Origin of the sequence: Vibrio sp. Vb0304 (genome assembly GCF_033338995.1) — a bacterium.
Taxonomy (GTDB): Bacteria; Pseudomonadota; Gammaproteobacteria; order Enterobacterales; family Vibrionaceae; genus Vibrio; species Vibrio alginolyticus.
In genome coordinates this window covers 39,938-65,481 of record NZ_JAWOTT010000021.1, presented here as the reverse complement: position 1 = coordinate 65,481, position 25,544 = coordinate 39,938, and the positions used below count along the sequence as shown (strand labels likewise).

The 25,544-nt window shown below is 44.4% G+C and carries 23 protein-coding genes; 4 read left to right on the top strand and 19 right to left on the bottom strand.

All coding sequences use genetic code 11. From position 1 onward, the window contains the following. Nucleotides 1-72: 72 nt before the first annotated feature. From ptsG to yceD, 14 genes are all read right to left on the bottom strand, one after another. The gene (gene ptsG / locus R7P35_RS19425; protein WP_005372959.1) at nt 73-1,503 is read right to left on the bottom strand and encodes a PTS glucose transporter subunit IIBC; all 1,431 of its coding nucleotides are present in this window, start codon (nt 1,501-1,503) and stop codon (nt 73-75) included. A gap of 444 nt (nt 1,504-1,947) precedes the next feature. Beyond that, nucleotides 1,948-2,715: a TatD family hydrolase gene (locus tag R7P35_RS19420; RefSeq protein WP_005372957.1), complete on the bottom strand. Its 768-nt coding sequence runs from the start codon at nt 2,713-2,715 to the stop codon at nt 1,948-1,950. Continuing rightward, nucleotides 2,706-3,668: a DNA polymerase III subunit delta' gene (locus R7P35_RS19415; protein WP_054729226.1), complete on the bottom strand. Its 963-nt coding sequence runs from the start codon at nt 3,666-3,668 to the stop codon at nt 2,706-2,708. Before R7P35_RS19415 ends, R7P35_RS19420 begins: the two co-directional genes overlap by 10 nt. Nucleotides 3,669-3,692: 24 nt before the next feature. Then, nucleotides 3,693-4,325 carry a dTMP kinase gene (gene tmk / locus R7P35_RS19410; RefSeq protein WP_044129475.1) on the bottom strand — a complete coding sequence of 211 codons (633 nt, stop codon included), beginning with the start codon at nt 4,323-4,325 and terminating at the stop codon, nt 3,693-3,695. After that, complete coding sequence (mltG, locus tag R7P35_RS19405; RefSeq protein ID WP_042523092.1) at nt 4,322-5,338, bottom strand: endolytic transglycosylase MltG; 1,017 nt, start codon at nt 5,336-5,338, stop codon at nt 4,322-4,324. The genes tmk and mltG overlap by 4 nt, the downstream gene beginning before the upstream one ends. Beyond that, complete coding sequence (pabC, locus tag R7P35_RS19400; protein ID WP_042523095.1) at nt 5,335-6,150, bottom strand: aminodeoxychorismate lyase; 816 nt, start codon at nt 6,148-6,150, stop codon at nt 5,335-5,337. Before pabC ends, mltG begins: the two co-directional genes overlap by 4 nt. A gap of 107 nt (nt 6,151-6,257) precedes the next feature. Beyond that, the gene (gene fabF, locus R7P35_RS19395) at nt 6,258-7,508 is read right to left on the bottom strand and encodes a beta-ketoacyl-ACP synthase II (RefSeq protein WP_005372948.1); all 1,251 of its coding nucleotides are present in this window, start codon (nt 7,506-7,508) and stop codon (nt 6,258-6,260) included. 93 nt (nt 7,509-7,601) lie between these two features. Beyond that, entirely contained in the window at nt 7,602-7,835 is a 234-nt protein-coding gene (gene acpP / locus R7P35_RS19390; RefSeq protein WP_004406112.1) for an acyl carrier protein, read from the bottom strand. 246 nt (nt 7,836-8,081) lie between these two features. Next, nucleotides 8,082-8,816: a 3-oxoacyl-ACP reductase FabG gene (gene fabG, locus R7P35_RS19385; protein ID WP_025767222.1), complete on the bottom strand. Its 735-nt coding sequence runs from the start codon at nt 8,814-8,816 to the stop codon at nt 8,082-8,084. 45 nt (nt 8,817-8,861) lie between these two features. Next, entirely contained in the window at nt 8,862-9,785 is a 924-nt protein-coding gene (gene fabD, locus R7P35_RS19380) for an ACP S-malonyltransferase (protein WP_005387313.1), read from the bottom strand. 75 nt (nt 9,786-9,860) lie between these two features. Continuing rightward, nucleotides 9,861-10,811 carry a beta-ketoacyl-ACP synthase III gene (locus tag R7P35_RS19375; protein WP_017821385.1) on the bottom strand — a complete coding sequence of 317 codons (951 nt, stop codon included), beginning with the start codon at nt 10,809-10,811 and terminating at the stop codon, nt 9,861-9,863. A 5-nt stretch (nt 10,812-10,816) separates the two neighbouring features. Next, complete coding sequence (plsX, locus tag R7P35_RS19370) at nt 10,817-11,842, bottom strand: phosphate acyltransferase PlsX (RefSeq protein WP_017633846.1); 1,026 nt, start codon at nt 11,840-11,842, stop codon at nt 10,817-10,819. Between the two features lie 10 nt (nt 11,843-11,852). Beyond that, the gene (gene rpmF, locus R7P35_RS19365; RefSeq protein ID WP_005396978.1) at nt 11,853-12,023 is read right to left on the bottom strand and encodes a 50S ribosomal protein L32; all 171 of its coding nucleotides are present in this window, start codon (nt 12,021-12,023) and stop codon (nt 11,853-11,855) included. Nucleotides 12,024-12,082: 59 nt separating this feature from the next. Next, nucleotides 12,083-12,607, bottom strand: coding sequence for a 23S rRNA accumulation protein YceD (yceD, locus tag R7P35_RS19360; RefSeq protein WP_005387307.1), 525 nt, complete (start codon nt 12,605-12,607; stop codon nt 12,083-12,085). Between the two features lie 149 nt (nt 12,608-12,756). Here yceD and R7P35_RS19355 point away from each other — a divergent pair, with 149 nt between their 5' ends. Continuing rightward, nucleotides 12,757-13,338, top strand: a complete 582-nt coding sequence (locus tag R7P35_RS19355; protein WP_005380845.1) for a Maf family protein — start codon at nt 12,757-12,759, stop codon at nt 13,336-13,338. A gap of 58 nt (nt 13,339-13,396) precedes the next feature. Here R7P35_RS19355 and rluC read toward each other — a convergent pair whose 3' ends face one another. After that, the gene (rluC, locus tag R7P35_RS19350; RefSeq protein ID WP_021033985.1) at nt 13,397-14,341 is read right to left on the bottom strand and encodes a 23S rRNA pseudouridine(955/2504/2580) synthase RluC; all 945 of its coding nucleotides are present in this window, start codon (nt 14,339-14,341) and stop codon (nt 13,397-13,399) included. A 639-nt stretch (nt 14,342-14,980) separates the two neighbouring features. Here rluC and rne point away from each other — a divergent pair. Together rne and R7P35_RS19340 are read left to right on the top strand one after the other, a co-directional pair. Then, nucleotides 14,981-18,070, top strand: coding sequence for a ribonuclease E (rne, locus tag R7P35_RS19345; protein WP_167415354.1), 3,090 nt, complete (start codon nt 14,981-14,983; stop codon nt 18,068-18,070). 332 nt (nt 18,071-18,402) lie between these two features. Then, on the top strand, nt 18,403-19,962 hold the full coding sequence (locus tag R7P35_RS19340; protein ID WP_005380840.1) for a SulP family inorganic anion transporter: 1,560 nt from the start codon (nt 18,403-18,405) through the stop codon (nt 19,960-19,962). A 60-nt stretch (nt 19,963-20,022) separates the two neighbouring features. Here the strand turns inward: R7P35_RS19340 and R7P35_RS19335 are convergent, their stop codons facing one another. Next, nucleotides 20,023-20,472: a low molecular weight protein-tyrosine-phosphatase gene (locus R7P35_RS19335; protein ID WP_025767219.1), complete on the bottom strand. Its 450-nt coding sequence runs from the start codon at nt 20,470-20,472 to the stop codon at nt 20,023-20,025. Between the two features lie 117 nt (nt 20,473-20,589). Between R7P35_RS19335 and cobO the strand changes: the two genes are divergently transcribed. Beyond that, nucleotides 20,590-21,195: a cob(I)yrinic acid a,c-diamide adenosyltransferase gene (cobO, locus tag R7P35_RS19330; protein ID WP_213904870.1), complete on the top strand. Its 606-nt coding sequence runs from the start codon at nt 20,590-20,592 to the stop codon at nt 21,193-21,195. A gap of 62 nt (nt 21,196-21,257) precedes the next feature. Here the strand turns inward: cobO and R7P35_RS19325 are convergent, their stop codons facing one another. The 3 genes from R7P35_RS19325 to apbC form a co-directional block, all read right to left on the bottom strand. Further along, the gene (locus R7P35_RS19325) at nt 21,258-23,345 is read right to left on the bottom strand and encodes an AsmA family protein (protein ID WP_025767218.1); all 2,088 of its coding nucleotides are present in this window, start codon (nt 23,343-23,345) and stop codon (nt 21,258-21,260) included. Nucleotides 23,346-23,533: 188 nt separating this feature from the next. Continuing rightward, the gene (gene udk / locus R7P35_RS19320) at nt 23,534-24,175 is read right to left on the bottom strand and encodes a uridine kinase (RefSeq protein WP_005380833.1); all 642 of its coding nucleotides are present in this window, start codon (nt 24,173-24,175) and stop codon (nt 23,534-23,536) included. Between the two features lie 180 nt (nt 24,176-24,355). After that, entirely contained in the window at nt 24,356-25,432 is a 1,077-nt protein-coding gene (gene apbC / locus R7P35_RS19315; protein ID WP_167415357.1) for an iron-sulfur cluster carrier protein ApbC, read from the bottom strand. Between the last annotated feature and the right edge of the window lie 112 nt (nt 25,433-25,544).

Genomic DNA, 25,544 nt, shown 5'->3' with positions numbered 1-25,544 from the left:
GTCAGTTAATAAAATAGGAACTAAAAAAGGAGGCCGAAGCCTCCTTTTATGCATTACTATGAATGACTGCGATTAACCGTGGTTACGAATCCACTCATCCATTTCAGTTTTTAGGTTATCAGACTTAGTACCGAAGATAGCCTGTACACCACCAGCTACAACTACAACACCAGCAGCGCCTAGTTGTTTTAGCTTGTCTTGGTCAACAGCTGCTGTATCTGCAACTGCTACACGTAGACGTGTGATACATGCATCTAGACCAGTAATGTTAGCTTTACCGCCAAACGCTGCAACCAGTTCACCGCCCATATCAGAGCCAGAAGTTACAGCTGCACTTTCCGTTTCATCTTCACGGCCAGGTGTTTTTAGGTCAAGCGCTGTGATTACACCACGGAACACTACGTAGTAAATTACTGCGTAAACTAGACCAACGGCAATCATTAGCACCATCTTCTGAGCGTTACCAGATAGAACTAGGAAGTCGATCAGACCGTGAGAGAAAGAAGTACCGTGTACAAAGCCTAGAGTGTTCGAAACGATGTATGCAGAACCAGCTAGTAGAGCGTGGATACCGTATAGTAGTGGAGCAACGAATAGGAATGAGAATTCGATTGGCTCAGTAATACCAGTTAGGAATGAAGTCAGTGCAGCTGACGCCATGATACCCATTACTTTTGCACGGTTTTCTGGTTTAGCACAATGAGCAATTGCGATTGCTGCAGCTGGTAGACCGAACATCTTGAACATGTAACCACCCGCTAGCTGACCGAAGCCATTACCAGCAGCACGAGATGCTTCATCAGCAACTAGGTAACAAGTTAGTACACCATTTTGAGCTTCACCGGCAGCGTTAACACAAGAACCTGCTTCGAAGAAGAACGGTACGTTCCATACGTGGTGTAGACCGAATGGGATTAGAGAACGCTCAACAACACCGTAGATACCGAATGCTAGCTGTGGGTTTTGGTGTGCAGCCCAATCAGAGAATGCAGAAATTGCACCGCCAATTGGTGGCCAGATAACAGAAAGGATAACACCTAGGATGATCGCAGCAAAACCAGTGATGATTGGCACTGCGCGCTTACCAGCGAAGAAGCCAAGGTACTCTGGAAGTTGGATTTTGAAGAAACGGTTGAATGCCCAAGCAGCCACACCACCGACAAGGATACCACCTAGTACACCTGTATCGATTTTCTCAACACCCATAACGCCCGCCATTACACCTAGCGTTGCCGTCATGATGCCGTAACCAACGATAGCTGCAAGACCTGCAACACCGTCGTTGTTAGTGAAGCCTAGAGCTACACCTACTGCAAATAGAAGTGCCATTTGGCCGAATACTGAACCACCAGCTTGTTCCATAAGATTAGAAACGATCTCTGGAATAAAGCTTAGATGGGCAGCACCCACACCTAATAAAATACCTGCAACTGGTAAAACTGATACTGGAAGCATCAGAGCCTTACCAACTTTTTGCAGGTTAGCAAAAAGGTTCTTAAACATGTTTATGCTCCTGATAAATTTATAAGTATTATTTGGGCACTAACGGCACACCCCCGTAGCCTAAAGGTTAGCACCCAATGAAAATGTAACCACAACTGCATTATATTTTCCGGCTCTAAATATATATTGATGACCCTCAAACTTTCCACACAGTTACGAAATTTAGTTTCAAAACAAGTCTTGGATCACACCCAAAAACAGCCGATGAAAAGGTTTGCATTGCACTTATATTACTGTTTTATAAAGAATTAATTATTTATATAATTAATTTTAAGGCGTAAATAAAATACGCCTCAATGTTATTTTTAGTAACAAAATTACATTTGTGATTTTTGAATGTTATTAAATCAACATTTTTAGTAAACATTAAACTCGTGAGCGTATCTGTTGTTTTTATCAACAAAAAAGGAGCCTAAGCTCCTTTTTTATGCTCTTATTATTTTTTCATCGCAAAAAAAGATTTCGGAAGTTTTCGGTGGTTTTTTGTGCCACTTCAGAAAGAGAGCACGATTTGAGTTGCGCAATATAAGAAGCGACTTCGACAACATAAGCGGGTTGATTCTCTTTGCCACGATGAGGGACAGGAGCCAAGTAAGGAGAATCTGTCTCAATAAGAAGCTTCTCTAAAGGTAGAGTCTTCACCACTTCTTTTAACTCTGTAGCTTGACGGAAAGTAACAATCCCCGAGATAGAAATATAAAACCCCAGCTCCAGTGCAGCTTCAGCAAATGGAAGATCTTCTGTAAAACAATGGATAACACCACCACATTTCTCTGCCCCACCCTTACGCAAAATATCTAGAGTATCCGCACGTGCGTTTCTGGTATGGATAATTAAAGGTTTGTTGAGCTCCACTGCAAGATCAACGTGTTGCTCAAAGCGCTCTTTCTGTAACGCGGCCGTTTCGGGCTTGTAATGATAATCTAAACCCGTTTCGCCAATAGCGACGACTTTTGCATTCGACGCATGGTGGCGCAATACGTCCATCGAAAAGTCGCTTTCAACATCAAGTGGGTGCACACCGCACGAAGCATAAACATTGTCATAAGGCTCGATCATTTCCATCATTTTCGGGAAAGAATCCAGCGTTACTCCAACAGAAAGTAGCTCAGTTACGTTTGCTTGTTTAGCTTTGTTAATAACGTCTTCCACATTGATGTGGAGATCGTCGTAATTCAATTTGTCTAAATGACAATGAGAATCTACGAACATAATGCCTCTCGTGATTCAATTAACCAATTCATTGATAGTAGCTCAAGGTTCAGGCCAGGAAAGGCTTGCACCTGAGCTTTCAGGTTCATCAGCGCCTTCGCTGATGAGTACAAACCGTTATAGTTGTCCGGTTGGAACTTTGTCGCGCCCGGAAGCATTTGAGCTTCTGATACACCAAACTGCGCTTTCTGAGCATCTGTCAGTAAATACCATGCCCAGTCTAGTGATTGCTCTGAGTGTTTAGCGATTAAAGAAGCACACTCAGAAACGTCTGAAACAGGCGAAGACATTGCCTTAATAAAACTGCGTTCAAAAGCCAAGTAAGCTTCGAGCTCACCATTATTTAACGCATCCAATGTTTTTATTGGAGAGCCCATATTCAGTTTTAAGGCATAAGCAGGAACTTGCTTCGCCCCTTGTTCGTGCATCCATTGCATCGCTTGTTCCGCTGACGGAGGCGCAACAACCCAGTGTTGGCAACGGCTACGAATCGTTGGGAGCAGACGCTCCTGATTGTGGGTAACGAGCAAAAACAAGCACTTTGCCCCAGGCTCTTCTAGCGTCTTTAACAGCGCATTCGATGCCGACTCGTTCATAGAGTCCGCCGGTTCTATTACAAATAGGCGGTAACCATTAAGCTGAGATGATTCCTGAGCTAGACGGTTACAAGCGCGAATTTGGTCCACCGTTATCGCCTTTCCTTCTTTCTCTGGCTTGATCCAGTGTAAATCAGGGTGGTTTTGAGATTGATTTAGCTGGCAGCTATGACAAAAACCGCATGCTTCACTCGCGTAATTTTGGCAAAGAAGTGCTTGGCTAAAAAACTCGATAAGTTTTTCGATGCCCAAGCCCTGCTCGCTTTGTAATAAAAGCGCACCTGGTATTCTGTCCGACTCTAACCCTACTTTGAGGTTATCCCATATTGGCTGTAGCCATGGATAATCATTTAACATGAGTCACCTAAATTTACGTTTCACTTATTGACGAGCTAGCCACTCGTTTAGAGCGTCCCGAATATCACGCGACACGCCTTCAATCGCCTGTTCTGCGTTAATGATAACGATGGAAGGATCGGCATGAGCAATCTCCAAATAACGCTCACGTGTACGCTCGAAGAAACTAATATCCATCTTCTCTATACGATCTAACTCACCACGCCCACGTGCACGCTCAAGCCCAACACGAGGGTCAATATCCATATAGAGAGTGAGAGCAGGTTTAAAATCACCAAGCGTTGTATCCCGGAGATTTTTCATTAACGATGCGTCAATCTGACGGCCACCACCTTGATAAGCTTGCGACGACATATCGTGTCGGTCACCAACCACCCACTGACCGTTTTCCAAAGCTGGTTTGATCACGTTCTCAACCAACTGAACACGTGCAGCGTACAGAAGAAGCAACTCCGTCATGTCCTTAAGTTCTTCACCTTCGTGCTCTTCTTTCACCAGAGCGCGCATTTTTTCTGCTAGCGGTGTGCCTCCTGGCTCACGGGTATTTACGATATCCTCAATACCGGCCGCTTTTAGCGTATCTAAAACGGTTTTAATCGCAGTGCTTTTACCCGCGCCTTCTAGGCCTTCAACGACAATAAAGTTTGCTTTCATCATTTGTTCTTTCTTAGTTCTCTTAAATAGGCACGAACAGCACGGTTGTGCTCAGCAAGGGATTTCGAGAATACATGTCCGCCCTTTCCACTTGCTACAAAATATAAATAGTTGCTGCTTTCTGGATTCAAAGCCGCTTCAATGGAAGCTTCACCAGCCATCGCAATCGGTGTTGGTGGCAATCCATTGATGGTATAGGTGTTATATGGTGTCGGCGTACGCAAATCTTTCTTACGAATGTTGCCATCGTAGGCGTCACCCATACCATAAATAACTGTCGGATCAGTTTGTAACCGCATGCGTTTGTTCAATCGGTTGATAAACACAGAAGCGACGCGCTCACGCTCAGAATCAATAGCCGTCTCTTTCTCGATGATAGACGCGAGAATCAAGGCTTCATATTTGTCCTGTAATGGCAGCTTTTCTTGACGCGCTTCCCAGTTAGCATCCAGTATTTTATTGAGTTTTCGATGCGCTCGTTTTAATAACTGGCTTTCACTCGCACCCGCTGTGTAATGGTAGGTTTCTGCTAAAAACAACCCTTCTAGCTTTTCTCTCTCAATTCCGAGCTTCGCAGCCATTTCTTTTTCTGAAAGATCGGTTAAATCATGCTTTAAATAAGGAGCACTTTTTAGTTGATCTACCCATTCAGAAAAGCGGCTGCCTTCAACAAAAGTGATCGCAAACTGGTATTCTTTTCCAGTATTCAGATGCTCCAATGTTTGCGAAAGTGACATACCAGGCTCAAGTTGGTAAGTACCCGCTCGCACTTGCAACAATTCTGGATATAAGTGAGGAATTAAACGGATGTACTCCGATGTTTCAATCACCTCACCTTCAACTAAGGCGCGCATGACATGATGAAAGCTTGTACCACTTTCTACAGTAAACAGCTGAGGTTGTTCCAATAGAATAGGCTTTTCAACGTATTGTTTAGCCTGTGAAATTATATAAAAAACAGCTGCTGCGCCTATCACTGCGATCAGCACAACAAAAGCCAACAGTTTTTTAATCACGTAGTTAAATTCCCTTGCAGTCGTTGAGTCAATTTTCCTATCGGAAATATAGTCTTAGAGTTCGATGTCACTATGCTGCGAATAGGTGCGACACCTAATATTGAGTTACACATGAAAGCCTCGTCAGCACTCAGCAAATCTGGAAGTATAAAACGCCCCTCGATGACTTCAATATGACTTACTTTAAGTAACTCAAGCACCTTACGACGCATTACGCCCGTAACGCCTGATAAGGTCAGCTCCGGCGTAAATACTTTATTACCTTTAACCCAAAAAAGGTTGGCCATTGTAGTTTCAATGACATGGTTTTGCACATTTAACGTTATTGCATCTGCAAACTCTGTATTGTCGATTTCAGCCTTGGCGAGAATCTGCTCTAAACGGTTGTTGTGCTTATGTCCCGCAAGTAAAGGTTGAATCCCTAGACGAGTATTACAAACGCCCAAGTCCACACCTTGTTCTTGCCAAGATGAATAATGAGAAGGAAATGCAAAATTGGAAATCGTCACGATAGGGCCTTTAATCCCATTAGGGCTATACCCTCGCCCGCCAATACCGCGGCTAACGTGAATCTTCACCCCCGCTCGTGCGTCAGATAAAACCGCTTTGCTTGCCCAACCATGCACAACTTTCCAGTCAGGTGAAGAGATCTTCAAAGCGTCAAGGCAAGCACTCATGCGCTCAGTATGCTCCTGCCAGTAAACCAACTCTCCATTTTGGGTCAGGATGGTGGTAAAGCCTCCATCACCGTATTGGAATGAGCGATCACCTAGCTCTACATGCGTTTGCGGAACTCCATTTACCCAAAACATTCACGTACCTTCAAATTAGCAGACAACAAATAAAACAAAACGGCTCAATGCTAAGCATCGAGCCGTTAGAATACAAGTTTCGCTTATCTAAATAAGGTTAGATAGTGTTACTCAGCGAACTTTTTGAAGATCAAAGAACCGTTTGTACCACCAAAGCCAAACGAGTTACAGATAGCGTATTCCATACCTTCAACTTTGCGCGCAGTGTGCGGCACAAGGTCGATGTCTAGACCTTCTTCTGGATCATCAAGGTTAATCGTTGGTGGAACGATTTGGTCAACCAAAGACATAACCGTGATAATTGCTTCAACAGAGCCTGCTGCACCTAATAGGTGACCAGTCATAGACTTAGTTGATGATACAAGTACTTGCTTCGCACCTTCTTCACCAAGAGCACGTTTCACGCCCTTGATTTCTGCAACGTCGCCAGCAGGAGTAGATGTACCGTGAGCATTCACATAACCTACTTGGGTACCTGTGATGTTCGCGTCACGCATTGCCGCTTCCATCGCAAGTGCACCACCAGAGCCATCTTCGCTTGGAGAAGTCATGTGGTAAGCATCACCAGACATACCAAAACCAACCAGTTCTGCGTAAATCTTCGCGCCACGTGCTTTTGCGTGTTCGTACTCTTCAAGCACCATCATGCCAGCACCATCACCTAGAACAAAACCATCACGGCCTTTATCCCATGGGCGAGACGCTTTTTGAGGCTCTTCATTACGAGTAGATAGTGCTTTAGCTGCACCGAAGCCAGCCATGCCAAGAGGCGTAGAAGCTTTTTCTGCACCACCAGCAACCATCGCATCTGCATCGCCGTAGGCAATCATACGTGCTGCATGGCCGATATTATGCAGGCCAGTAGTACATGCGGTAGAAATCGCGATATTTGGACCACGGAGACCACGCATGATAGATAGGTTACCTGCAACCATGTTTACAATGGTCGAAGGAACAAAAAATGGGCTAACTTTGCGAGGGCCTTTGTCTACTAATGCAGTATGGCCAGTTTCGATAAGGTCAAGACCGCCAATGCCTGAGCCGATAGCAACACCAACTCGAGCCGCATTTTCTTCGGTAATTTGTAAGCCAGAGTTATCAAGAGCTTGAATACCCGCTGCAATGCCGTACTGGATGAAAAGGTCCATCTTACGAGCATCTTTTTTAGACATGTACTCTGTGCAATCGAAATCTTTAACAAGACCTGCAAAACGAGTTGAGAAGTTCGTAGTATCAAAGTGCTCGATATTTACGATACCACTTTGACCTTCTAGCAGGGCTTTCCAAGATGATTCTACTGTGTTGCCTACCGGTGACAACATACCCATGCCAGTGACAACTACACGACGCTTGGACACGATATAATTCTCCGGGAATTGAATATTTCTATGAGAGGATAGAAGAAGTTAGAAAGAACACAGGCGGTCTAGGAGACCGCCTGGGAGAGCTAATTACTGAGCGCTGTTTACGTAGTCGATTGCAGCTTGAACAGTAGTGATCTTCTCAGCTTCTTCGTCAGGAATCTCAGTGTCGAATTCCTCTTCTAGAGCCATAACTAGTTCTACAGTGTCTAGAGAATCAGCACCTAGATCATCAACGAAAGAAGCTTCGTTTTTAACTTCTGCTTCGTCTACACCTAGCTGTTCAACAATGATTTTCTTTACGCGTTCTTCGATGTTGCTCATTTTTCTTTTCCTTTACAGATTTCGCCTAATGCGATGATTCCGTAGTTTATTCGAACTATTGAAAGTTGCAAGGGGGTCCTTGCTGGTCAAACCACAAAATTAGCGAATTTAACCGAATTTCAATACATTTTTGACTTAAATCATGCACAAATCTTGCGCATAAGCATGACAAGTTCATGACAGTTAACTGCAACTATAGGCTATTTTTCACAATGTAAAATAGCTTATTTTGCATAAACTGTCGCATTAAACCATGTACATGCCACCATTTACATGCAAAGTTTCACCAGTAATGTACGCTGCTTCAGGAGAAGCAAGGAAAACTACTGCTGATGCAATTTCACGTGGGTCACCTAAACGACCTGCTGGCACGTTCGACAAAGTTGCCGCACGTTGGTCATCACTTAGCGCCTTAGTCATGTCAGTTTCGATGAAACCAGGAGCAACAGTGTTCACTGTTACACCACGAGACGCAACTTCACGAGCCATTGATTTAGTAAAACCAATCACGCCCGCTTTCGCTGCTGCGTAGTTAGTTTGACCAGCATTACCCATGGTACCAACAACAGAGCCTACGTTGATGATACGACCCGCACGTTTTTTCATCATACCGCGTAAAACCGCTTTAGACATGCGGTAGATAGGCGTTAGGTTGGTATCGATGATGTCGTTCCACTCATCATCTTTCATGCGCATCAATAGGTTGTCACGAGTAATACCAGCGTTATTCACCAGAATATCGATCACACCAAATTCTTCGTTGATCGTTTTTAATGTCGCTTCGATAGACTCGACATCAGTCACGTTAAGCGCTAAGCCTTTACCGTTATCACCAAGATACTCGCTGATAGCAGCCGCACCACTTTCAGAAGTAGCAGTACCGATAACCGTAGCACCTCGCTCGACAAGAAGTTCCGCGATCGCGCGGCCAATACCACGGCTTGCGCCGGTAACTAGCGCGATCTTACCTTCTAGATTCATCATGTTGTGTTTCCTTTTCTTATCGCAAATTTATCGCTTGATGGATTACTTCGCAGCGTCTAGCGATGCGATATCATTCACTGCTGCTGCAGTTAGCGTTTTCACGATACGTTTTGTTAGACCTGTTAAAACTTTACCAGGACCAAGCTCAAGAAGATTTTCTACGCCTTGTTCGTGCATCAGTTCAACTGTTTCAGTCCAACGAACTGGGCTATGTAGCTGACGAACAAGCGCATCTTTGATTTTTGCAGGATCTGTCTCAGCAACCACATCAACGTTGTTGATAACTGGCAGCTGTGGTGAGTTAAATTCGATAGACTCAAGAGCTACAGCAAGTTTTTCCGCTGCTGGCTTCATAAGTGCACAGTGTGAAGGTACTGAAACAGGAAGAGGAAGCGCACGCTTCGCACCAGCTTCTTTACATAGCGCACCAGCTCGCTCTACTGCGTCTTTGCTACCAGCGATAACGACTTGACCAGGCGAGTTAAAGTTTACTGGAGAGACCACTTCGCCTTGCGCTGCGTCTTCACACGCTTTTGCAATCGCATCATCAGCCAAACCGATAATCGCGTACATTGCGCCAGTACCAGCTGGTACTGCTTCTTGCATAAGTTGACCACGTAATTCAACCAGCTTGATGGCTTCTTTAAAGTCGATAACACCCGCACATACAAGTGCTGAGTACTCACCTAGGCTGTGACCGGCTAGGTTTGCTGGTTGCTCTAAGCCAAGTTCCTGCCATACACGCCAGATTGCAACAGATGAAGCTAGCAAAGCTGGTTGAGTACGGAAAGTCTCGTTTAAATCTTCTGCAGGTCCATTTTGAACAAGCGCCCATAGATCGTAACCTAGTGCGTCAGATGCTTCTGCAAATGTTTGTTTTACTACGTCATATTGTTCGCCTAGTTCTGCAAGCATACCTACAGCTTGAGAACCTTGACCTGGAAATACGATAGCAAACTTGCTCATGTTGTTTTCCTTTAAGCAAAGTAAAAAGAAATAAGATGCACCAAGTGCACCTTAAATTTTGAATTCTTGTGAAACTTAGAACTTCACAAGGGCCGAGCCCCAAGTGAATCCGCCGCCAAACGCTTCAAGAAGCAGAGTTTGACCGCGTTTAATACGACCATCACGTACCGCTTCATCTAGTGCTGTTGGCACCGTCGCAGCTGATGTGTTGCCGTGTTTATCAAGTGTAATCACGACTTGGTCTAGTGACATCGAAAGTTTCTTCGCTGTCGCTGAAATAATGCGGTAGTTCGCTTGGTGCGGCACTAGCCAGTCTAGTTCAGACTTATGCATGTTGTTGGCTTCAAGCGTATCTTTTACTAGTTTCGATAGCTGAGTTACAGCGACTTTGAATACTTCGTTCCCAGCCATATGAAGCCATTTATCCGCATCTTGCCCCCGCACAGGTACAGGTAGGCTTAGAAGCTCTCCGAATTGACCATCCGAGTATATGTGGGTAGAGATAATGCCAGGCTCTTGGCTAGCGCCTACGACAACGGCTCCGGCACCATCACCAAATAGGATAATGGTTGAACGGTCTGTCGGATCACACGTTTTAGACAAAGCATCTGAACCAATCACAAGTACGTTTTTGCACATACCAGATTTGATATGTTGGTCTGCAACAGATAATGCGTACACAAAACCAGAACAAGCAGCGGCTAAGTCAAAAGCTGGACAACCTTTAATGCCAAGCTTTGCCTGCACCTGACACGCAGATGAAGGGAAAGTATGGCTACTGCTCGTTGTGGCTACGATAATCAGGTCGATATCGTTTTTATCAATACCCGCCATATCGATAGCGTTTTCAGCTGCGTAGAATGCCATGTCTGCTACAGTTTCGTTTTCTGCAGCAATTCGACGCTCTTTAATACCCGTGCGAGCAACGATCCACTCATCACTTGTATCTACCATTTTCTCTAGATCTGCGTTTGTACGCACCTGAGATGGCAGGTAGCTGCCAGTACCTAAAATTTTGCTATACATGAAGACTAATAATGCCTCTCGAGTAAAACCGCTTCCAAACGATCGCTAATACGGCTTGGTACTTGTCGTTTGACCTCGTGTACTGCCTCGCCAAGTGCATTGACAATCGCAGATACATCCGCACTTCCATGGCTTTTTATGACAATGCCGCGCAATCCTAGCAAACTTGCGCCGTTATACTGGTCGGGGTTCAGTGTTTTTAGTTCATTAAACAGCCTAGAAAACAACTTTCTAGCTATCCAACCCTTTATCGTTGATGCCATTATGCTGGTTTTAATTTTTTCGATAAAAAGTTGAGCTGTTCCCTCACTGGCTTTTAAGCATACGTTGCCGACAAATCCATCACAAACAATGACGTCCGCAACATCATGCAAAATTTGATTACCTTCAATATAACCGACAAAGTTAATCGCATCGGTCTGAGAAAGCATTTCTGCGCAACGTTTGACTAAATCGTTACCTTTAATCTCTTCTGCGCCAATATTGAGTACAGCAACGCGAGGAGGACGACCCAAGTGTTCTTCAGCTAATGCACTGCCCATTACAGCAAATTGGAACAAGCTATCAGCATCGCACGATACATTCGCCCCCAGATCCAGCATCCAAGTACGCTTTCCGGTAATCGTCGGTAAAGCGGAAACTAAAGCAGGACGTTCAATGCCAGGAAGTAACTTAAGAATGAAACGCGATAGTGCCATTAATGCACCGGTGTTGCCACCACTAACACAAGCATCCGCTTTCTGCTCAGAAACCAAATCGATAGCCATACGCATAGAACTATTTTGGCTATTACGTAACGCCAATGAAGGTTTTTCTGAGTTCGAGATAACTTTCTCGCTGTGAAGAATAGTCAAGCGGGAACTGGTCGAGGTACCGAGTTGAGATAATTGAGACGTGATCAGAGATTGATCACCAATAAGAATCACTTTTAGCTCTGGGAAATGAGACAGTGCCTGCACGGCGGCAGGCACTGTTACGCGTGGACCGAAATCCCCGCCCATTGCATCAAGTGCAACGGTAATACTTTGCAAAGGTTCAACCTTACTTGTTGATAACCTTTTGACCACGGTAGTAACCTTCAGCAGTTACGTTGTGGCGTAGGTGAGTTTCACCAGAAGTCGCGTCTACAGATAGAGCAGCTGTAGTTAGCGCATCGTGTGAACGACGCATACCGCGCTTAGAACGAGTTTTACGGTTTTTCTGTACGGCCATTGACCCTACTCCTATACTATTGGGTTAAAAACCTGAAGAAGAATCGGCTACCACACCTATTACTTTTTCAGACTTTTCAAAACGTCGAATGGATTCGGTTTTTCTTCCTCAATTTCTTCAGGAATCTCACCAAAAACCATGTTATTTGAATCAACGCTACAATCCGCTTCATCGTGCATCGCAATTTGAGGTAATGCTAAGATGAACTCGTCTTCAACAAGTTGTATGAGGTCTAATTCACCATATTCATTTAGATCTACCAAATCATAAATTTCTGGTGCTTCCTGTTCTGTTTTCTCACCGTAGTAAGGAGTAGAAAGGAATTCAACTTCGCACTCATGTGCGAATACCTCATTACAACGCTGACACTCTAAATCGACTTCGATGTTAGCTTTACCAGAGATAACAACGAGTCGCTGTTCATCCATCCCAAATGACAATGAGACTTCTGCGTCGCGTTTTACGCCTTCAGTTGTTTCCACTAAGCGCTTGAAAAGACTAGCTTGGATGATGCCATCGTAATCCAATCGTTTCTGTGCAGCTTTAGCTGGGTCAACCGTTCGCGGTATTTTTACCTTTTGCATAGGGCGCGAATATTATCTTCCAAATCAAAATTAGTCAAAGAAAAAGGCAAAAAAGTTGTACTTTTTTGCGCTTAACATACAGAGCATTAGCCAGAATCATTTTTGATCGATTATCCTATTGGAAATGCTCCCACGAATTGTAATTCAAAATGAAAAATTACCAACTGGTTTTAGCCTCAACTTCCCCTTTTCGTAAACAACTGCTTGAAAAGCTCTCACTACCATTCGTTTGTTTATCACCTGATTGCGATGAAACACCTTTTGACCAAGAAACGCCAACTGAACTTGTGCAGAGACTGGCCCAAGAGAAAGCAATATCTTGCCAGACGGATAAAGCAAGTTTAGTTATCGGCAGTGACCAAGTTTGTGTCATTAATGGTGAAATCGTTGGCAAGCCTTTAAATAGAGATAACGCGATAAATCAACTTTTGGCTCAAAGTGGAAAAGTCATCACTTTCTATACTGGTCTTGCGGTACATAACACCGTCACAAACCATACAGAAGTCGGCTTTGATTCTTTCGAGGTGCACTTTAGAGATTTAACGCTTGAACAAATCGAACGCTACGTCGACAGGGAAGAACCTTTTTACTGCGCAGGCAGCTTTAAAAGCGAAGGCATGGGAATTTGCTTGTTTACGAAATTAGTTGGTAAAGACCCGAACACACTTGTCGGACTACCATTGATTGATTTGATTGATATGTTGCATGTTCAAGGACTCGATGTCCTTTAACCCAAATACGATAAAAGGGAGCCTGTGGCTCCCTTTTGCATCCGCGAGGAAAACATGGTTACGCGTTTCTTAAACCCGCCAACACTTTTTCTAGTTTCGGTTCCATCGGTGCGTTGATTTCCATCCACTCATCATTTGATGGGTGTTGGAACTTGATGTTTGCCGCGTGTAGGAACAAACGATCTAAACCAACTTGACCTGTATAAGCATCAAAGCGGCGATCACCGTAGCGATCATCCCAAGCGATTGGGTGACCAGTGTATTGCGTATGAACTCGGATTTGGTGAGTTCGACCAGTAATCGGACTCGCCTGAATCAATGTAGCTTGTTCGAACTTTTCCAAAATCTTAAAACGCGTTTCTGACGGCTTACCATTAGGGTTAACACGAACAATACTGTTCACTTCGTTTTTGAGCAGTGGCGCGTTCACAACCTTACAACTGCTTTTCCATTGCCCCATGACAAGAGCTAAGTAAAACTTCTTTACTGTCTTTTCACGAAACTGGGCTTGCAAGTGACGAAGTGCAGAACGCTTCTTAGCAACCAGCAAAATCCCTGAAGTATCACGGTCAATACGATGCACAAGTTCAAGAAAGCGAGCTTGAGGACGCAGAGCCCTAAGCGCTTCAATCGCACCAAACTTTAAACCACTGCCACCATGCACAGCGGTGCCAGATGGTTTGTTTAGAATCAACATATGATCATCTTCGAAGATAATCATATTTTCCAACTCAGCGACTTTGTTAAGTTTCGTACTTGGTGCGACATCGTCATCTTTTTTCTCGACGGTAACCGGTGGAATACGAACGAGATCGCCTGCTTTTAACTTGTACTCTGCTTTTATACGCTTTTTATTTACGCGCACTTCGCCCTTACGCACAATTCTGTAAATCATGCTTTTAGGAATGTCTTTTAATTGGTTGCGCAAAAAATTATCAATGCGCTGACCCGCCATATCTTCGTCAATGTCGACGAACTGGACTTTTGTTCTTATTTCGTTCATGAGCCGTATTGTAAACTCAATTTCGTGCGACTTCACATTATTCTTGTCGTAAAAGAAACACTCGGTGGCACATACTGGTCTAAATTTCGCCAAGCTTTTGTTTAAATTATTAAAACTCTCAATCAAGTTCTCAATTTGTTTTCTGTCTTGAACAGTTTGCACATCTCAATTGCTTATGAAACAGCCAGTTATAAAATAGAAATTTTGAGTTTAGCGGCAAATTTTCTATCGTTTGCGTGAAAGCAGATTGCTGATAGCCACGCGCACTGCTATAGTTCACAGCTGCTAAGGAAGGTTTGGTTACATTTTATTCATTACCAATCATTTATCCTCAAGCAATGTGAGTAGATCGTTGAAGGTCGAGTGCAGCATTGGCGTGAGACACATCGAATTCAACACTCTTGCCACCCTACTCCTCGCATATTCACGTTGAGTACCTACCGCCCAAATAGCGGGTCACAAGTCTACGTTTCCAACAGAAACCACAAGAGGCTTGTGATGACTGAAGTGCCCGAGAGCATCCCCTTCCAGCCGGGAGGCTGCAAAATACAAGCCATGGGATCTGGCACCGTGAAAGAGCGAAAAAACAGTGGCAAGTCGACAAGAAAGATATAAAAGAAAAGACAACGAGAATTTTCAATGAAAAGAATGTTAATTAACGCAACTCAAAAAGAAGAGTTGCGTGTCGCTCTGGTTGATGGCCAGCGACTTTTCGATCTTGATATCGAGAGTCCAGGGCATGAATCTAAAAAAGCGAATATCTACAAAGGACGTATCACACGTATCGAACCAAGCTTAGAAGCCGCATTTGTTGATTACGGCGCCGAGCGTCACGGTTTCCTCCCTCTCAAAGAAATTGCCCGCGAATATTTCCCTGAAGGTTACACCTACCAAGGTCGTCCAAGCATCAAAGAAGTGCTAACGGAAGGCCAAGAAGTAATCGTTCAAGTGGAAAAAGAAGAACGTGGAAGCAAGGGCGCTGCTCTTACTACTTTCATTTCTCTTGCTGGTAGTTACCTTGTTCTGATGCCTAACAACCCTCGTGCTGGCGGTATTTCTCGTCGAATCGAAGGTGACGAGCGAACTCAACTAAAAGCCGCATTAAGTACTTTGGAACTGCCTCAGGGCATGGGCCTAATCGTACGTACTGCTGGCGTTGGCAAGAGTGCTGAAGAGCTTGAGTGGGATTTGAATGTACTACTTAACCACTGGGGTGCAATCAAAGGTGCAGCGGACTCTAACCCTGCTCCATTCTTAATCCACCAAGAAAGTAACGTTATCGTTCGTGCAATCCGTGACTATTTGCGTCGTGATATTGGCGAAATCTTAATTGATAGCAACACCATCTACGAACGTGCAAAAGAGCACATTCAATTGGTGCGCCCTGATTTCCTTAACCGCGTTAAGAAATATGAAGGCGAAGTTCCACTATTCAGCCACTACCAAATCGAAAGCCAAATTGAATCGGCTTTCCAACGTGAAGTGCGTCTGCCATCTGGTGGTTCTATTGTTATTGACCCGACTGAAGCACTAACGTCTATCGATATCAACTCTGCTCGTGCAACCAAGGGCGGCGATATTGAAGAAACAGCTCTAAACACGAACCTAGAAGCAGCCGACGAAATTGCTCGCCAATTACGTCTACGTGACTTGGGTGGCTTAGTGGTTATCGACTTTATCGATATGACCCCAGTTCGTCACCAACGAGAAGTAGAAAACCGTCTACGTGAAGCCGTTCGTCTTGATCGCGCTCGTGTACAAATCGGTCGTATTTCTCGCTTTGGTTTGTTGGAGATGTCACGCCAGCGCTTGAGCCCTTCTCTTGCAGAAGCAAGCCATCACATCTGTCCTCGCTGTAGCGGAACTGGTGTCGTTCGCGACAACGAATCTCTAGCACTTTCTGTACTTCGTTTAATTGAAGAGGAAGCGCTAAAAGACAACACAGCACAAGTACTTGCAGTCGTACCTGTGCCAATCGCCTCTTACTTATTGAACGAAAAACGTCGTTCAGTAAACCATATCGAACGCATTCAAGAAGTGAAAATTACGGTTGTTCCTAACTCTGATATGGAAACACCGCACTTTGAAGTTATCCGTGTTCGTGAAGGCGAAGAGTTCGATCTGATTTCTTACTTACTTCCTAAGAAACTGGAAGCAATGAAAGAAGCAGAAGGTAAAGAGCCAGCTGAAGTTGACGTAAAACCAAAACGAATTGAAGAGCCAGTTCTTAAAGGCTTTGCTGCTCCGTCTCAAACCGCACCTGCACCAGCAGCTAAACCAGCTCCTGAGGCGAAGAAGAAAGAACAAAACGTTGAACAAGAAGAGAAACCTGGATTGTTCAGCCGTCTGTTTAAAGCACTTGGTAGCTTCCTATTCGGTGGTTCTGAAGAAACAAAAGAAGAACAGAAACCTCAGGAAGAGAAAAAACCAAATCGCGATAATCGACGTAACAAACGTGATCGCAACGATCGTCGTCGCAATAACAACCAGCGTGATAATCGTGATAACCGCGACAATCGCGATAACCGACGTCGTCGTAAGCCTCGTGATGAGCAGGCTAATGAGCAAAACGAAGCTCAACAACAAACAAATAAACCGCAAAACCGTAACCAAAAGCGTAAACCTAAAGCTCAACAGGCAGATAAAGCCCAAGAGCAGAAAGCAAACGCAAAAGTAGCGGAAAAAGGTCTGCAGCTAGCAGCGGAAGCTCGTACTGAAACAAAACCAGAAGAGAGCAAACCGAAGCAGCAAAATGCGAAAGCAGAAAAAGTGAAAGAGCGCCGCCAACGTCGCAAATTGAACAAGTCTGTACGCGTTAAGGACCAAGAAGCTATTGAGAAGAAAGCCGAAGAAACAGCGGTTAAGACTCAAGAAACGGTTGAAGCTAAAGTTGAAAAGCCAACAGAAGCAGCGGTAGAGGCACAGCAAGACAACAAGCAAGCAGAGTCTAAGCAACGTCGTAATCGTCGTTCGCCACGTCACCTGCGTGCAAGCGGCCAGCGTCGTCGCCGTGGCCGTGATCGCCGCCCTAACCCATTCCGCCTACGTAAGGGAGGTGTCGCTTCTCCTGAAATGGCTATGGGTAAAGTAATGCCACGTTACATTCCGAAACCAGCACCTAAGAAGGAAGAGCGAGTTAAGGAAGAAGCTGTAGCAGCAGTACCTGCAATCCAAGGTGGCTTTGCTTGTCCAGAAATGGCAATGGGTAAAGTGATTATTCGTCGCGAGCAGCCTGTCGTAACAGATGCGCCAGTTGTTGAACACAAGGTTCAAGAAACCGTTGAAGCGAAAGTGGAAGCTCCAGTAGTAGAAGCACCCGTTGTGGAAGCACCTGCTGTGGAAACAGTAATCACAGAAAAAGCTGAATCAGCAGTAATAGAAACAGCCTCGGTAGAGCCTATCGTTGAAACTCCTGTAACTGAACATGCTGAACCGGTTGATGCCATTGTAGAAACGGCACCTGCTGAAGAGCCTATCGTTGAAGCAGAAAAAGAGATTGCGGCCGAAGCGCCAGTAGATAAACCAGAGCCTAAAGTCGAAGCCATTAAAGTTGCGGCTAAGCTAAACGCTAGCGCACCGATGACGAAAGCACCTGGCCCTCAAGAGCTACGCGAAATCACGGTTGCAGCAGCACCGTTCAAAACCGAACGTTACCAAGCTAAAGGTGCTGGTAGCCAAGTGGCTAAAAACCGTGCATCGGCAGAGATGACAAAGCCTAACTTTAACTAGGCTAAATCATTACGTTCAACTGCTTAACGGCATAAATAAATTAAAGGCTACCATCTGGTAGCCTTTTTTATCTTCATATTTGCCCAAAAAATTGTTCATATAAATACCAATTCGTGATCACATTTGTACGCCATTATTCGTATCATTCTTGAACTTAATCACACTTTTCGGTAGCATGCGCCGACTCAAGTTTTCGACACCATTCTGATGCTGCTCTTTTAATACTACGGTTTACACTGCAATGTTTGATTAAAATTCAACCTTCCAGTGGCTTGTGCAAATACGAATATGTGTCGGGTTTAACTCATTGCAAAGAGAACTTAAAAACAAACATGTTCGAATTTCCCCAATTTTCTAAGCACTCCGTAAAAAATGATGTGCTATCAGGCTTAACCGTTGCGCTAGCATTGGTTCCTGAAGCTGTCGCATTTGCGTTCGTCGCAGGCGTAGATCCGATGGTCGGTCTTTACGCTGCATTCATCGTTGGTCTTATTACTTCCATTTTCGGTGGTCGTCCTGGCATGATCTCTGGTGCAACAGGTGCCATGGCAGTCGTAATGGTTTCGCTTGTCGCGACTCACGGTGTCCAGTACCTATTCGCAGCCATCATGCTCGCTGGTATTCTTCAAATTGCCGCTGGTATGTTTAAATTGGGTAAGTTCATCCGTATCGTACCTCACCCTGTGATGATCGGTTTTGTGAACGGTCTGGCTATTGTTATCTTCCTAGCTCAGTTGGGTCAGTTTAAAGCGCCAGACATCAACGGCATGCTGACTTGGCTACCACAAGACCAGATGCTGCTAATGCTTGGTTTGGTTGCGCTGACTATGGCAATCATTCACTTTCTACCAAAAATCACAACAGCTGTACCCTCTTCACTTGTTGCGATCGTAACGGTGACGGCTTTAGTGGTTGGCTTGGATCTGGAAACTCGCACTGTTGTTGACTTCCTGCGTACAATGTCTGGTGATGAAGCTGCAACACTCGCAGGTTCACTACCAACCTTCTCTATTCCTGCGGTACCATTTACACTAGAGACACTACAAATCATTCTTCCATACGCGATCATTCTCGCGGCCATTGGTCTAATTGAATCTCTACTAACACTGACAGTTTTAGATGAGATGACGAATACTCGTGGTCAATCTAACCGCGAATGTATCGGTCAAGGTATGGCAAACATGACGTGTTCTGTGTTTGGCGCAATGGGTGGTTGTGCGATGATTGGTCAGTCGATGATCAACGTAAACTCAGGTGGTCGCGGCCGTCTATCTGGTATCGTTGCGGCTATCGCTCTATTGATGTTTATCTTATTCGCTTCTTCGCTAATTGAAATGATCCCACTCGCTGCTCTGGTTGGTGTGATGTTCATGGTTGTCATTGGTACATTCGAATGGGCAACATTTAAGCTAGCACGCCGCGTACCGAAGCAAGACTTCTTCGTTATTGTTCTTGTGACCGTTGTTACTGTTCTTACTGACCTTGCTGTTGCCGTAGCGGTTGGTGTTATCGTTTCTGCATTAATGTTTGCATGGCAACACGCTAAGCACATCTATGCCGACACGTGCTTAAACGAGGAAGGTTCAAAAGAGTACAAGATTCACGGCCCTATTTTCTTTGGCTCTGCGGCTAACTTCCTGGAGTTGTTTAACGCGCCTGAAGATCCAAAAGATGTGATTGTCGATTTTGCAGACTCTCGCGTGACTGATCACTCTGCAATTGAAGCCATTGAAACACTGGCTGAGCGTTACAATGCTCAAGGTAAAACGCTGCACCTTCGTCACCTAAGCCCAGATTGTCGTAAACTTTTGGACAAAGCTGGCAGCTTGGTTGAAATTAACGTGAAGGAAGACCCAAGCTACAAAGTCGCAACCGACATACTAGCGGGTTAACACGAATAAAAAGGGATGAGCTGAGCTCATCCCTTTTTCTATTGTCTTCAAGCACGGCGATTATAGCTTCTTCAAAATTGCGTCTGATGCCTCTTCGATTAAATCAAGCACCAGTTCAAAGCCATCTTCCCCACCATAATATGGGTCCGGGACTTCGTCGTAACCTGACTCAGAATGACTTAAAAATAACGATACTTTGTGTCGATACTTCAACGGACAAATATCCAATAAATCGGCCAAATTTGCTTTATCTGCGGCTAATATAAGGTCAAACTTTTCAAAGTCATCAATGGTGACTTGGCGCGCTTGCATTCCTTTAAAAGAATAACCTCGCTGCTTTCCTGCTGCCATCGCTCTTGAATCTGGTCGGTTTCCTGCGTGGTAGCCAATTGTACCTGCCGAATCAACCTCTACTTCAACGCCTAACTTTTGAGCTTTCGCTCTTAACACTGCCTCTCCAGTTGGTGACCGACAAATGTTTCCCATACAAACAACAAGTATTTTCTTCATTTTATTCCCTGAATTATCGGTGGTTTTTCTTCACGATATGTTGGTCTATCATAGCGAGATAAATCAATGAACCCAAATTAGCTTGGGCACAGCACGAAAAGGAATTGAGGAAGTATTATGTCTATCGAAGAAAATAAAGAAGCACGCCATAAAGCTCGCCAACAAAAAGTCAAAGAACAGGTAGACGCAAAAATCGCTGCTGCTCAAGATGAAAAAGGTCTGCTACTGATCATTACCGGAAATGGTAAAGGTAAATCGACATCAGGATTCGGTACGATCGCACGCGCAGTGGGTCATGGTTTGAATTGTGCTGTCGCGCAGTTTATTAAAGGTACTTGGGACAACGGTGAGCGCAACCTACTTGAGAAACTCGGCGTTGAATTCCAAGTAATGGCGACCGGCTTTACATGGGAAACTCAAAACAAAGCCGCTGATACCGAAGCAGCGCAAGGCGTATGGCAAGAATGTAAACGCATGCTGCAAGACGACTCTATCGATGTCATCTTGTTTGACGAGCTAACTTATATGGTGAGCTACGGCTACATCGACTTAGACGAAGTGGTCGAAGCGCTGAGCAAACGACCTAAAATGCAGTCGGTTATTATTACTGGGCGTGGCGCACATCGAACCCTGATTGAAATGGCCGATACCGTTTCTGAAGTGAAAAATGTAAAGCACGCATTTGAATCTGGCGTAAAAGCCCTCAAAGGCGTCGATTGGTAACACTCGCAGAGTAATTTAAAAAGGGTTGGCAAAATGCCAACCCTTTTGATTTTCACGCACGGTTAGTTGAAAAGATTCTTCAATAAACCATCGACCGCATCTTTGGTTTTCTCGTCTTTGATTTTGTCCGTTAGCTTCTCTACGCCACGATCGATTTCTTTCTGAGCTTTCTGCTTCAGAACATCATCGAATACGAGCTTGAATTTAGGTTCTGCCCACTTACCAGACACATTGATTGGAATCGTGATGTCTTTCAGCTCATCTATATCTTTACCGCCCTGGCCTTCTAGGCTGCCTACAACTGACGTGCTGATAGTAAAGTCGACTGTTTCATTAATGTAGTTTGCGGTACCTTTACCACGAACACGTAACAATGGAGACTGAGCTTGCATATTATCCGTTGATACAACACCTTTGTTGAGTTTCAATGTCGCCGTCATCGCACTGAAGTCTGTTTTCTTAGCTTCATTGGTGCCTTCAACTTTTTGCCCTTTAAATTTCGCATAGTTTTCACGAATCAACTGAGCAACGTTGATGCCATTCACCGCACCGTCAGCAAAATTGATAACAACCGTACCAGATAGATTCTTCTTGATACCGGTAGGCGTGAGACTCTTACCTGTAACATTCACATCAATGTTACCTGTCCCTTCAAGTTTGTCGTTTTCAGCAACGTCTATAAGTAGCGGTTGAACTTTCACGCCTTTGATTGACTTTTTAACACTGTAAGTCGCTGGTGATTGGCGTGCATCTAACTTCGCTGTCGCTGAGATTGAGCCTTGGTACAACTTCGAACTAAAAGATGTAAGCTCAAACACGCCACGATTTACAGTGAAGCTCGTTTTTACCGCTTCCATCTTCGCATTTGCCGCTTTGAATTTGTCGATGGTAATGTCACCCTTTACATCTAACGTTTTCAACGCAGACAAATCAGGCTCAACCTCAGGTCCGGCAGGAGCACTCTCGCCACCAGAAGCAGGCTTATTACCTTCGGCAGCTTGCTTATCTAACCCTAAAAACTCATCAAGATCGATATTGGGGCTATGGAGAGCAAAGCGTACTTTAGGAATATCACCGAGTGTCACATCTGCCTTACCATCTAGGGCGATAGCATTCGCTGTTAACTTCTCTAGAACAAAACTCAGATGGTTTTTCGTTAGGTCGAAAGACAGATCAGACACCATGTCGACTTTCATCGGGGACTGAGGTAAAGCATCACCCTCAAAAGTCGATTTAAGAGTTAACTTATCCAACTGTACTTTGCTGATAGCCTTGTCCACGCTAAGTTGACCAGCACCCTGCATATCTAACTTCATACCACCAGCGACACCCTTAATGGCATAAGTCAGGTTATTTACTTTATCGAATTCAAACGTGTCTAAACCGATCGTTGCCGATTCAATTTTATTGGCAGGGTCAGAGTATGTCGCATCAAAGTTGATGTTCTTTAGCGCGTAGTTTGCCAAACCTTTTTCTAGCTTAAAGTCTGCCTGACCTTTCGCGGTGAACTTTTGGTCGTTCATTTCGCCCTTCACGCCAAAATCAGCCGTTGTCCAGTTGTCAAAAGCGAATTCGGAAAGGTTTAATGAAATATCATAAAGTTTGGTGTAACTACCGGCTTGCTTATCCTGCATTTCTAATGAACCGTTAGAAACCGTAACGCCAGCAAGATTAATACTCCAATCAGAACCAGAAGTTTGCGTTTCACCATTTTGCGTAGGCGCAGCATTGCTCTCTTGTTCTGCTTGTTGTGTTTGGGCTTTCGTCAATGCATCAATATTCTTGCTGCCATCTTTCTTGGTTTCAATGTAGAACTCAGCACCATCAAGCGTGACGTTTCCAATTTCAAGCTGTTGACTAAAAAGTGGCATAACAGAGATGTCTACACCAACGGTATCAACTTTGAATAAATTGGGTTTACTAAAGCCTTGTGGGTTTCGCAATTCTGTATGTCCCAACTCAAAGCCAATTGATGGGAAAAATTGCCAACTGATATCCCCTTCAATCACCAACTCTAATCCCGTTTGCTTTTGCGCTTGCTCAACAATAAGGGGTTTAAACTGATTCGGATTGACGAAGATGGTTAACGCTAAAATTGCGACCAAAATGACCACAATCGGTATTGCTAGAATTAAGAGCAGTTTCTTCATTTGTTTTTCCTTGCTCGAGTGTTTTTACAATTATAAGCGCAGACTCCATTTGCCGCTGACAGTTCCACAAAAGCGTGAAAAGTGTCTGGTTTTAACCTGCAACTGACTAATTTAAAAACAAAAAAAGAAGTGGCACTTAAGGTGCCACTTCTTCTCCTAAAAATAAAGCGATATAGCCGTCTATAGGCTTAAGCTTTCAAAAGTCTTGCAATGTGAGCTTTTAATACATCAATTGCGATACGGTTTTTACCACCGCGAGGAACAATAATGTCCGCATATTGCTTAGAAGGTTCGATAAACTGCATGAACATCGGACGTACTGTTTGTTGGTATTGCTTAAGAACAGACTCCATAGTTCGGCCTCGTTCTTCCACATCACGCTTAACACGGCGAAGCAAGCAAATATCTAACGGTGTGTCCATAAATACTGTCGCATGCATCAAATCACGAAGACGAGGGTCTGTAAGAAGAAGGATACCTTCTAGAATGATCACCTTTTTAGGTGTCATTGTGGTGGTGTTAATTGTTCTTGTGTGCTCAGTGTAGCTGTACTCAGGCACTTCTACTGCTTCACCACGTACCAGTTTTTCTAGGTGCTCACACAGTAGGTCGTGGTCCAACGCACTCGGGTGATCGTAGTTCGTCTTTACTCGCTCTTCCATGCTTAGGTGGCTTTGGTCGTTGTAGTAGCAATCTTCCGTGATGACACCGATTTGATGATCGCCTACTTTCGCGCGAAGCTCATTATAAATAGTGCTCGCGATCAGACTTTTTCCAGAAGCAGAAGCGCCAGCAATACCTACGATGACGCATTGATTATTATCAGACATTAGTTTGCACCCGATGATGATTTCTAGTCACATAAAAAGATAAACTGTCTGATTATAGGGAGTTCACCCCATAGTTACTAGTTGGAATTAGGGTTTAGTCATAAGTTTCTGCCTGCTCAGAGGATTAACCTCCGAGCAAACGTTAAAATGTGCAATTATCAACCAACAGGCATAGTAAACTTAGTTCACCATTGTAAAGCTAATCGCATCTGGTTTTGCTTTGCCTTGCCAAAACATCGTGCTACATACGCGATCGGCAAGTTGCTTATAATACCCTGCATGCTCACTTTCTGGGCGTCTTGCTACCGTTGGCACGCCAGCGTCAATATCTTCTCGCATAGAGATATGAAGCGGAATTTGTCCTAACAATGCTAAGCCAAATTCTTGCGACATTTTTTCAGCTCCGCCCATACCAAAAATATGCTCTTTCGCGCCACATTGACTACAAATGTGATAACTCATGTTTTCCACAACACCAATAACCGGGACATGGACTTTGTTAAACATTGCCGCTCCCTTCCTTGCATCGGCAAGGGCTAAATCTTGCGGTGTTGTGACTAGCACGCTACCTGTTACCGGAATTTGTTGTGACAGAGTCAATTGAATATCCCCCGTACCTGGCGGCATATCAATCACCAAATAATCCAAATCTGGCCAATCTGTTTCAGTTAATAACTGCGACAACGCTTTTGAAGCCATTGGACCGCGCCATATCGCCGCTTCTGATTTATCCACCAAATAACCGATAGAATGAGTATAGATGCCGTGAGCAAAAATGGGTTCCATCCACTTGCCATCACGAACTTCTGGTTTAGCATCTTCTTGCCCCAACATCATAGGTACAGACGGACCATAGATATCTGCATCCAACAATCCCACTTTCGCCCCAGATTGAGCAATCGCCAACGCTAAGTTAACTGCGGTAGTAGATTTACCAACGCCACCTTTCGCAGAACTGACGGCAATGATGTTCTTAACACCCTTAACCGAGTTAGCCACTTGAGTTTCTAAAGCTTTAACTCCAAGGCGAATATTAAATGGGAATTCAGCCACTTTACCCGAGGCTTGCTGCTGTTTGATCCAGTCATGCAGTACGGTTTGAAGCTCATTACTTGCGAATGGCAACGTTATATCAATAGAACCCTGTGTCGTAATCGAAATTGCGCCATGAATATCTGCCCAGCTTTCCACCAACTGTGGATGTTGGAATTGGTTAAACCAGTGACAAAAATCTTGTTTTGAAGTGAACTGATGCATAAGCCCTCCTTTTAGATGTCATGCTACCACCGTCCAGGCTCAACCAGAACCCCAAAAAAACTAAGGCATTCCGCAGTTTGACACCTTGGAGTTAATCAGTTCATGGGGTAGT

What these genes read in the sequence shown, in the direction of transcription:
- ptsG (WP_005372959.1), bottom strand. Translation starts at nt 1,503, where the DNA reads ATGTTTAAGAACCTTTTTGCTAACCTGCAAAAAGTTGGTAAGGCTCTG.
- R7P35_RS19420 (WP_005372957.1), bottom strand. Translation starts at nt 2,715, where the DNA reads ATGTTCGTAGATTCTCATTGTCATTTAGACAAATTGAATTACGACGAT.
- R7P35_RS19415 (WP_054729226.1), bottom strand. Translation starts at nt 3,668, where the DNA reads ATGTTAAATGATTATCCATGGCTACAGCCAATATGGGATAACCTCAAA.
- tmk (WP_044129475.1), bottom strand. Translation starts at nt 4,325, where the DNA reads ATGATGAAAGCAAACTTTATTGTCGTTGAAGGCCTAGAAGGCGCGGGT.
- pabC (WP_042523095.1), bottom strand. Translation starts at nt 6,150, where the DNA reads ATGTTTTGGGTAAATGGAGTTCCGCAAACGCATGTAGAGCTAGGTGAT.
- acpP (WP_004406112.1), bottom strand. Translation starts at nt 7,835, where the DNA reads ATGAGCAACATCGAAGAACGCGTAAAGAAAATCATTGTTGAACAGCTA.
- fabG (WP_025767222.1), bottom strand. Translation starts at nt 8,816, where the DNA reads ATGAATCTAGAAGGTAAGATCGCGCTAGTTACCGGCGCAAGCCGTGGT.
- fabD (WP_005387313.1), bottom strand. Translation starts at nt 9,785, where the DNA reads ATGAGCAAGTTTGCTATCGTATTTCCAGGTCAAGGTTCTCAAGCTGTA.
- R7P35_RS19375 (WP_017821385.1), bottom strand. Translation starts at nt 10,811, where the DNA reads ATGTATAGCAAAATTTTAGGTACTGGCAGCTACCTGCCATCTCAGGTG.
- rpmF (WP_005396978.1), bottom strand. Translation starts at nt 12,023, where the DNA reads ATGGCCGTACAGAAAAACCGTAAAACTCGTTCTAAGCGCGGTATGCGT.
- yceD (WP_005387307.1), bottom strand. Translation starts at nt 12,607, where the DNA reads ATGCAAAAGGTAAAAATACCGCGAACGGTTGACCCAGCTAAAGCTGCA.
- R7P35_RS19355 (WP_005380845.1), top strand. Translation starts at nt 12,757, where the DNA reads ATGAAAAATTACCAACTGGTTTTAGCCTCAACTTCCCCTTTTCGTAAA.
- rluC (WP_021033985.1), bottom strand. Translation starts at nt 14,341, where the DNA reads ATGAACGAAATAAGAACAAAAGTCCAGTTCGTCGACATTGACGAAGAT.
- rne (WP_167415354.1), top strand. Translation starts at nt 14,981, where the DNA reads ATGAAAAGAATGTTAATTAACGCAACTCAAAAAGAAGAGTTGCGTGTC.
- R7P35_RS19340 (WP_005380840.1), top strand. Translation starts at nt 18,403, where the DNA reads ATGTTCGAATTTCCCCAATTTTCTAAGCACTCCGTAAAAAATGATGTG.
- R7P35_RS19335 (WP_025767219.1), bottom strand. Translation starts at nt 20,472, where the DNA reads ATGAAGAAAATACTTGTTGTTTGTATGGGAAACATTTGTCGGTCACCA.
- cobO (WP_213904870.1), top strand. Translation starts at nt 20,590, where the DNA reads ATGTCTATCGAAGAAAATAAAGAAGCACGCCATAAAGCTCGCCAACAA.
- R7P35_RS19325 (WP_025767218.1), bottom strand. Translation starts at nt 23,345, where the DNA reads ATGAAGAAACTGCTCTTAATTCTAGCAATACCGATTGTGGTCATTTTG.
- udk (WP_005380833.1), bottom strand. Translation starts at nt 24,175, where the DNA reads ATGTCTGATAATAATCAATGCGTCATCGTAGGTATTGCTGGCGCTTCT.
- apbC (WP_167415357.1), bottom strand. Translation starts at nt 25,432, where the DNA reads ATGCATCAGTTCACTTCAAAACAAGATTTTTGTCACTGGTTTAACCAA.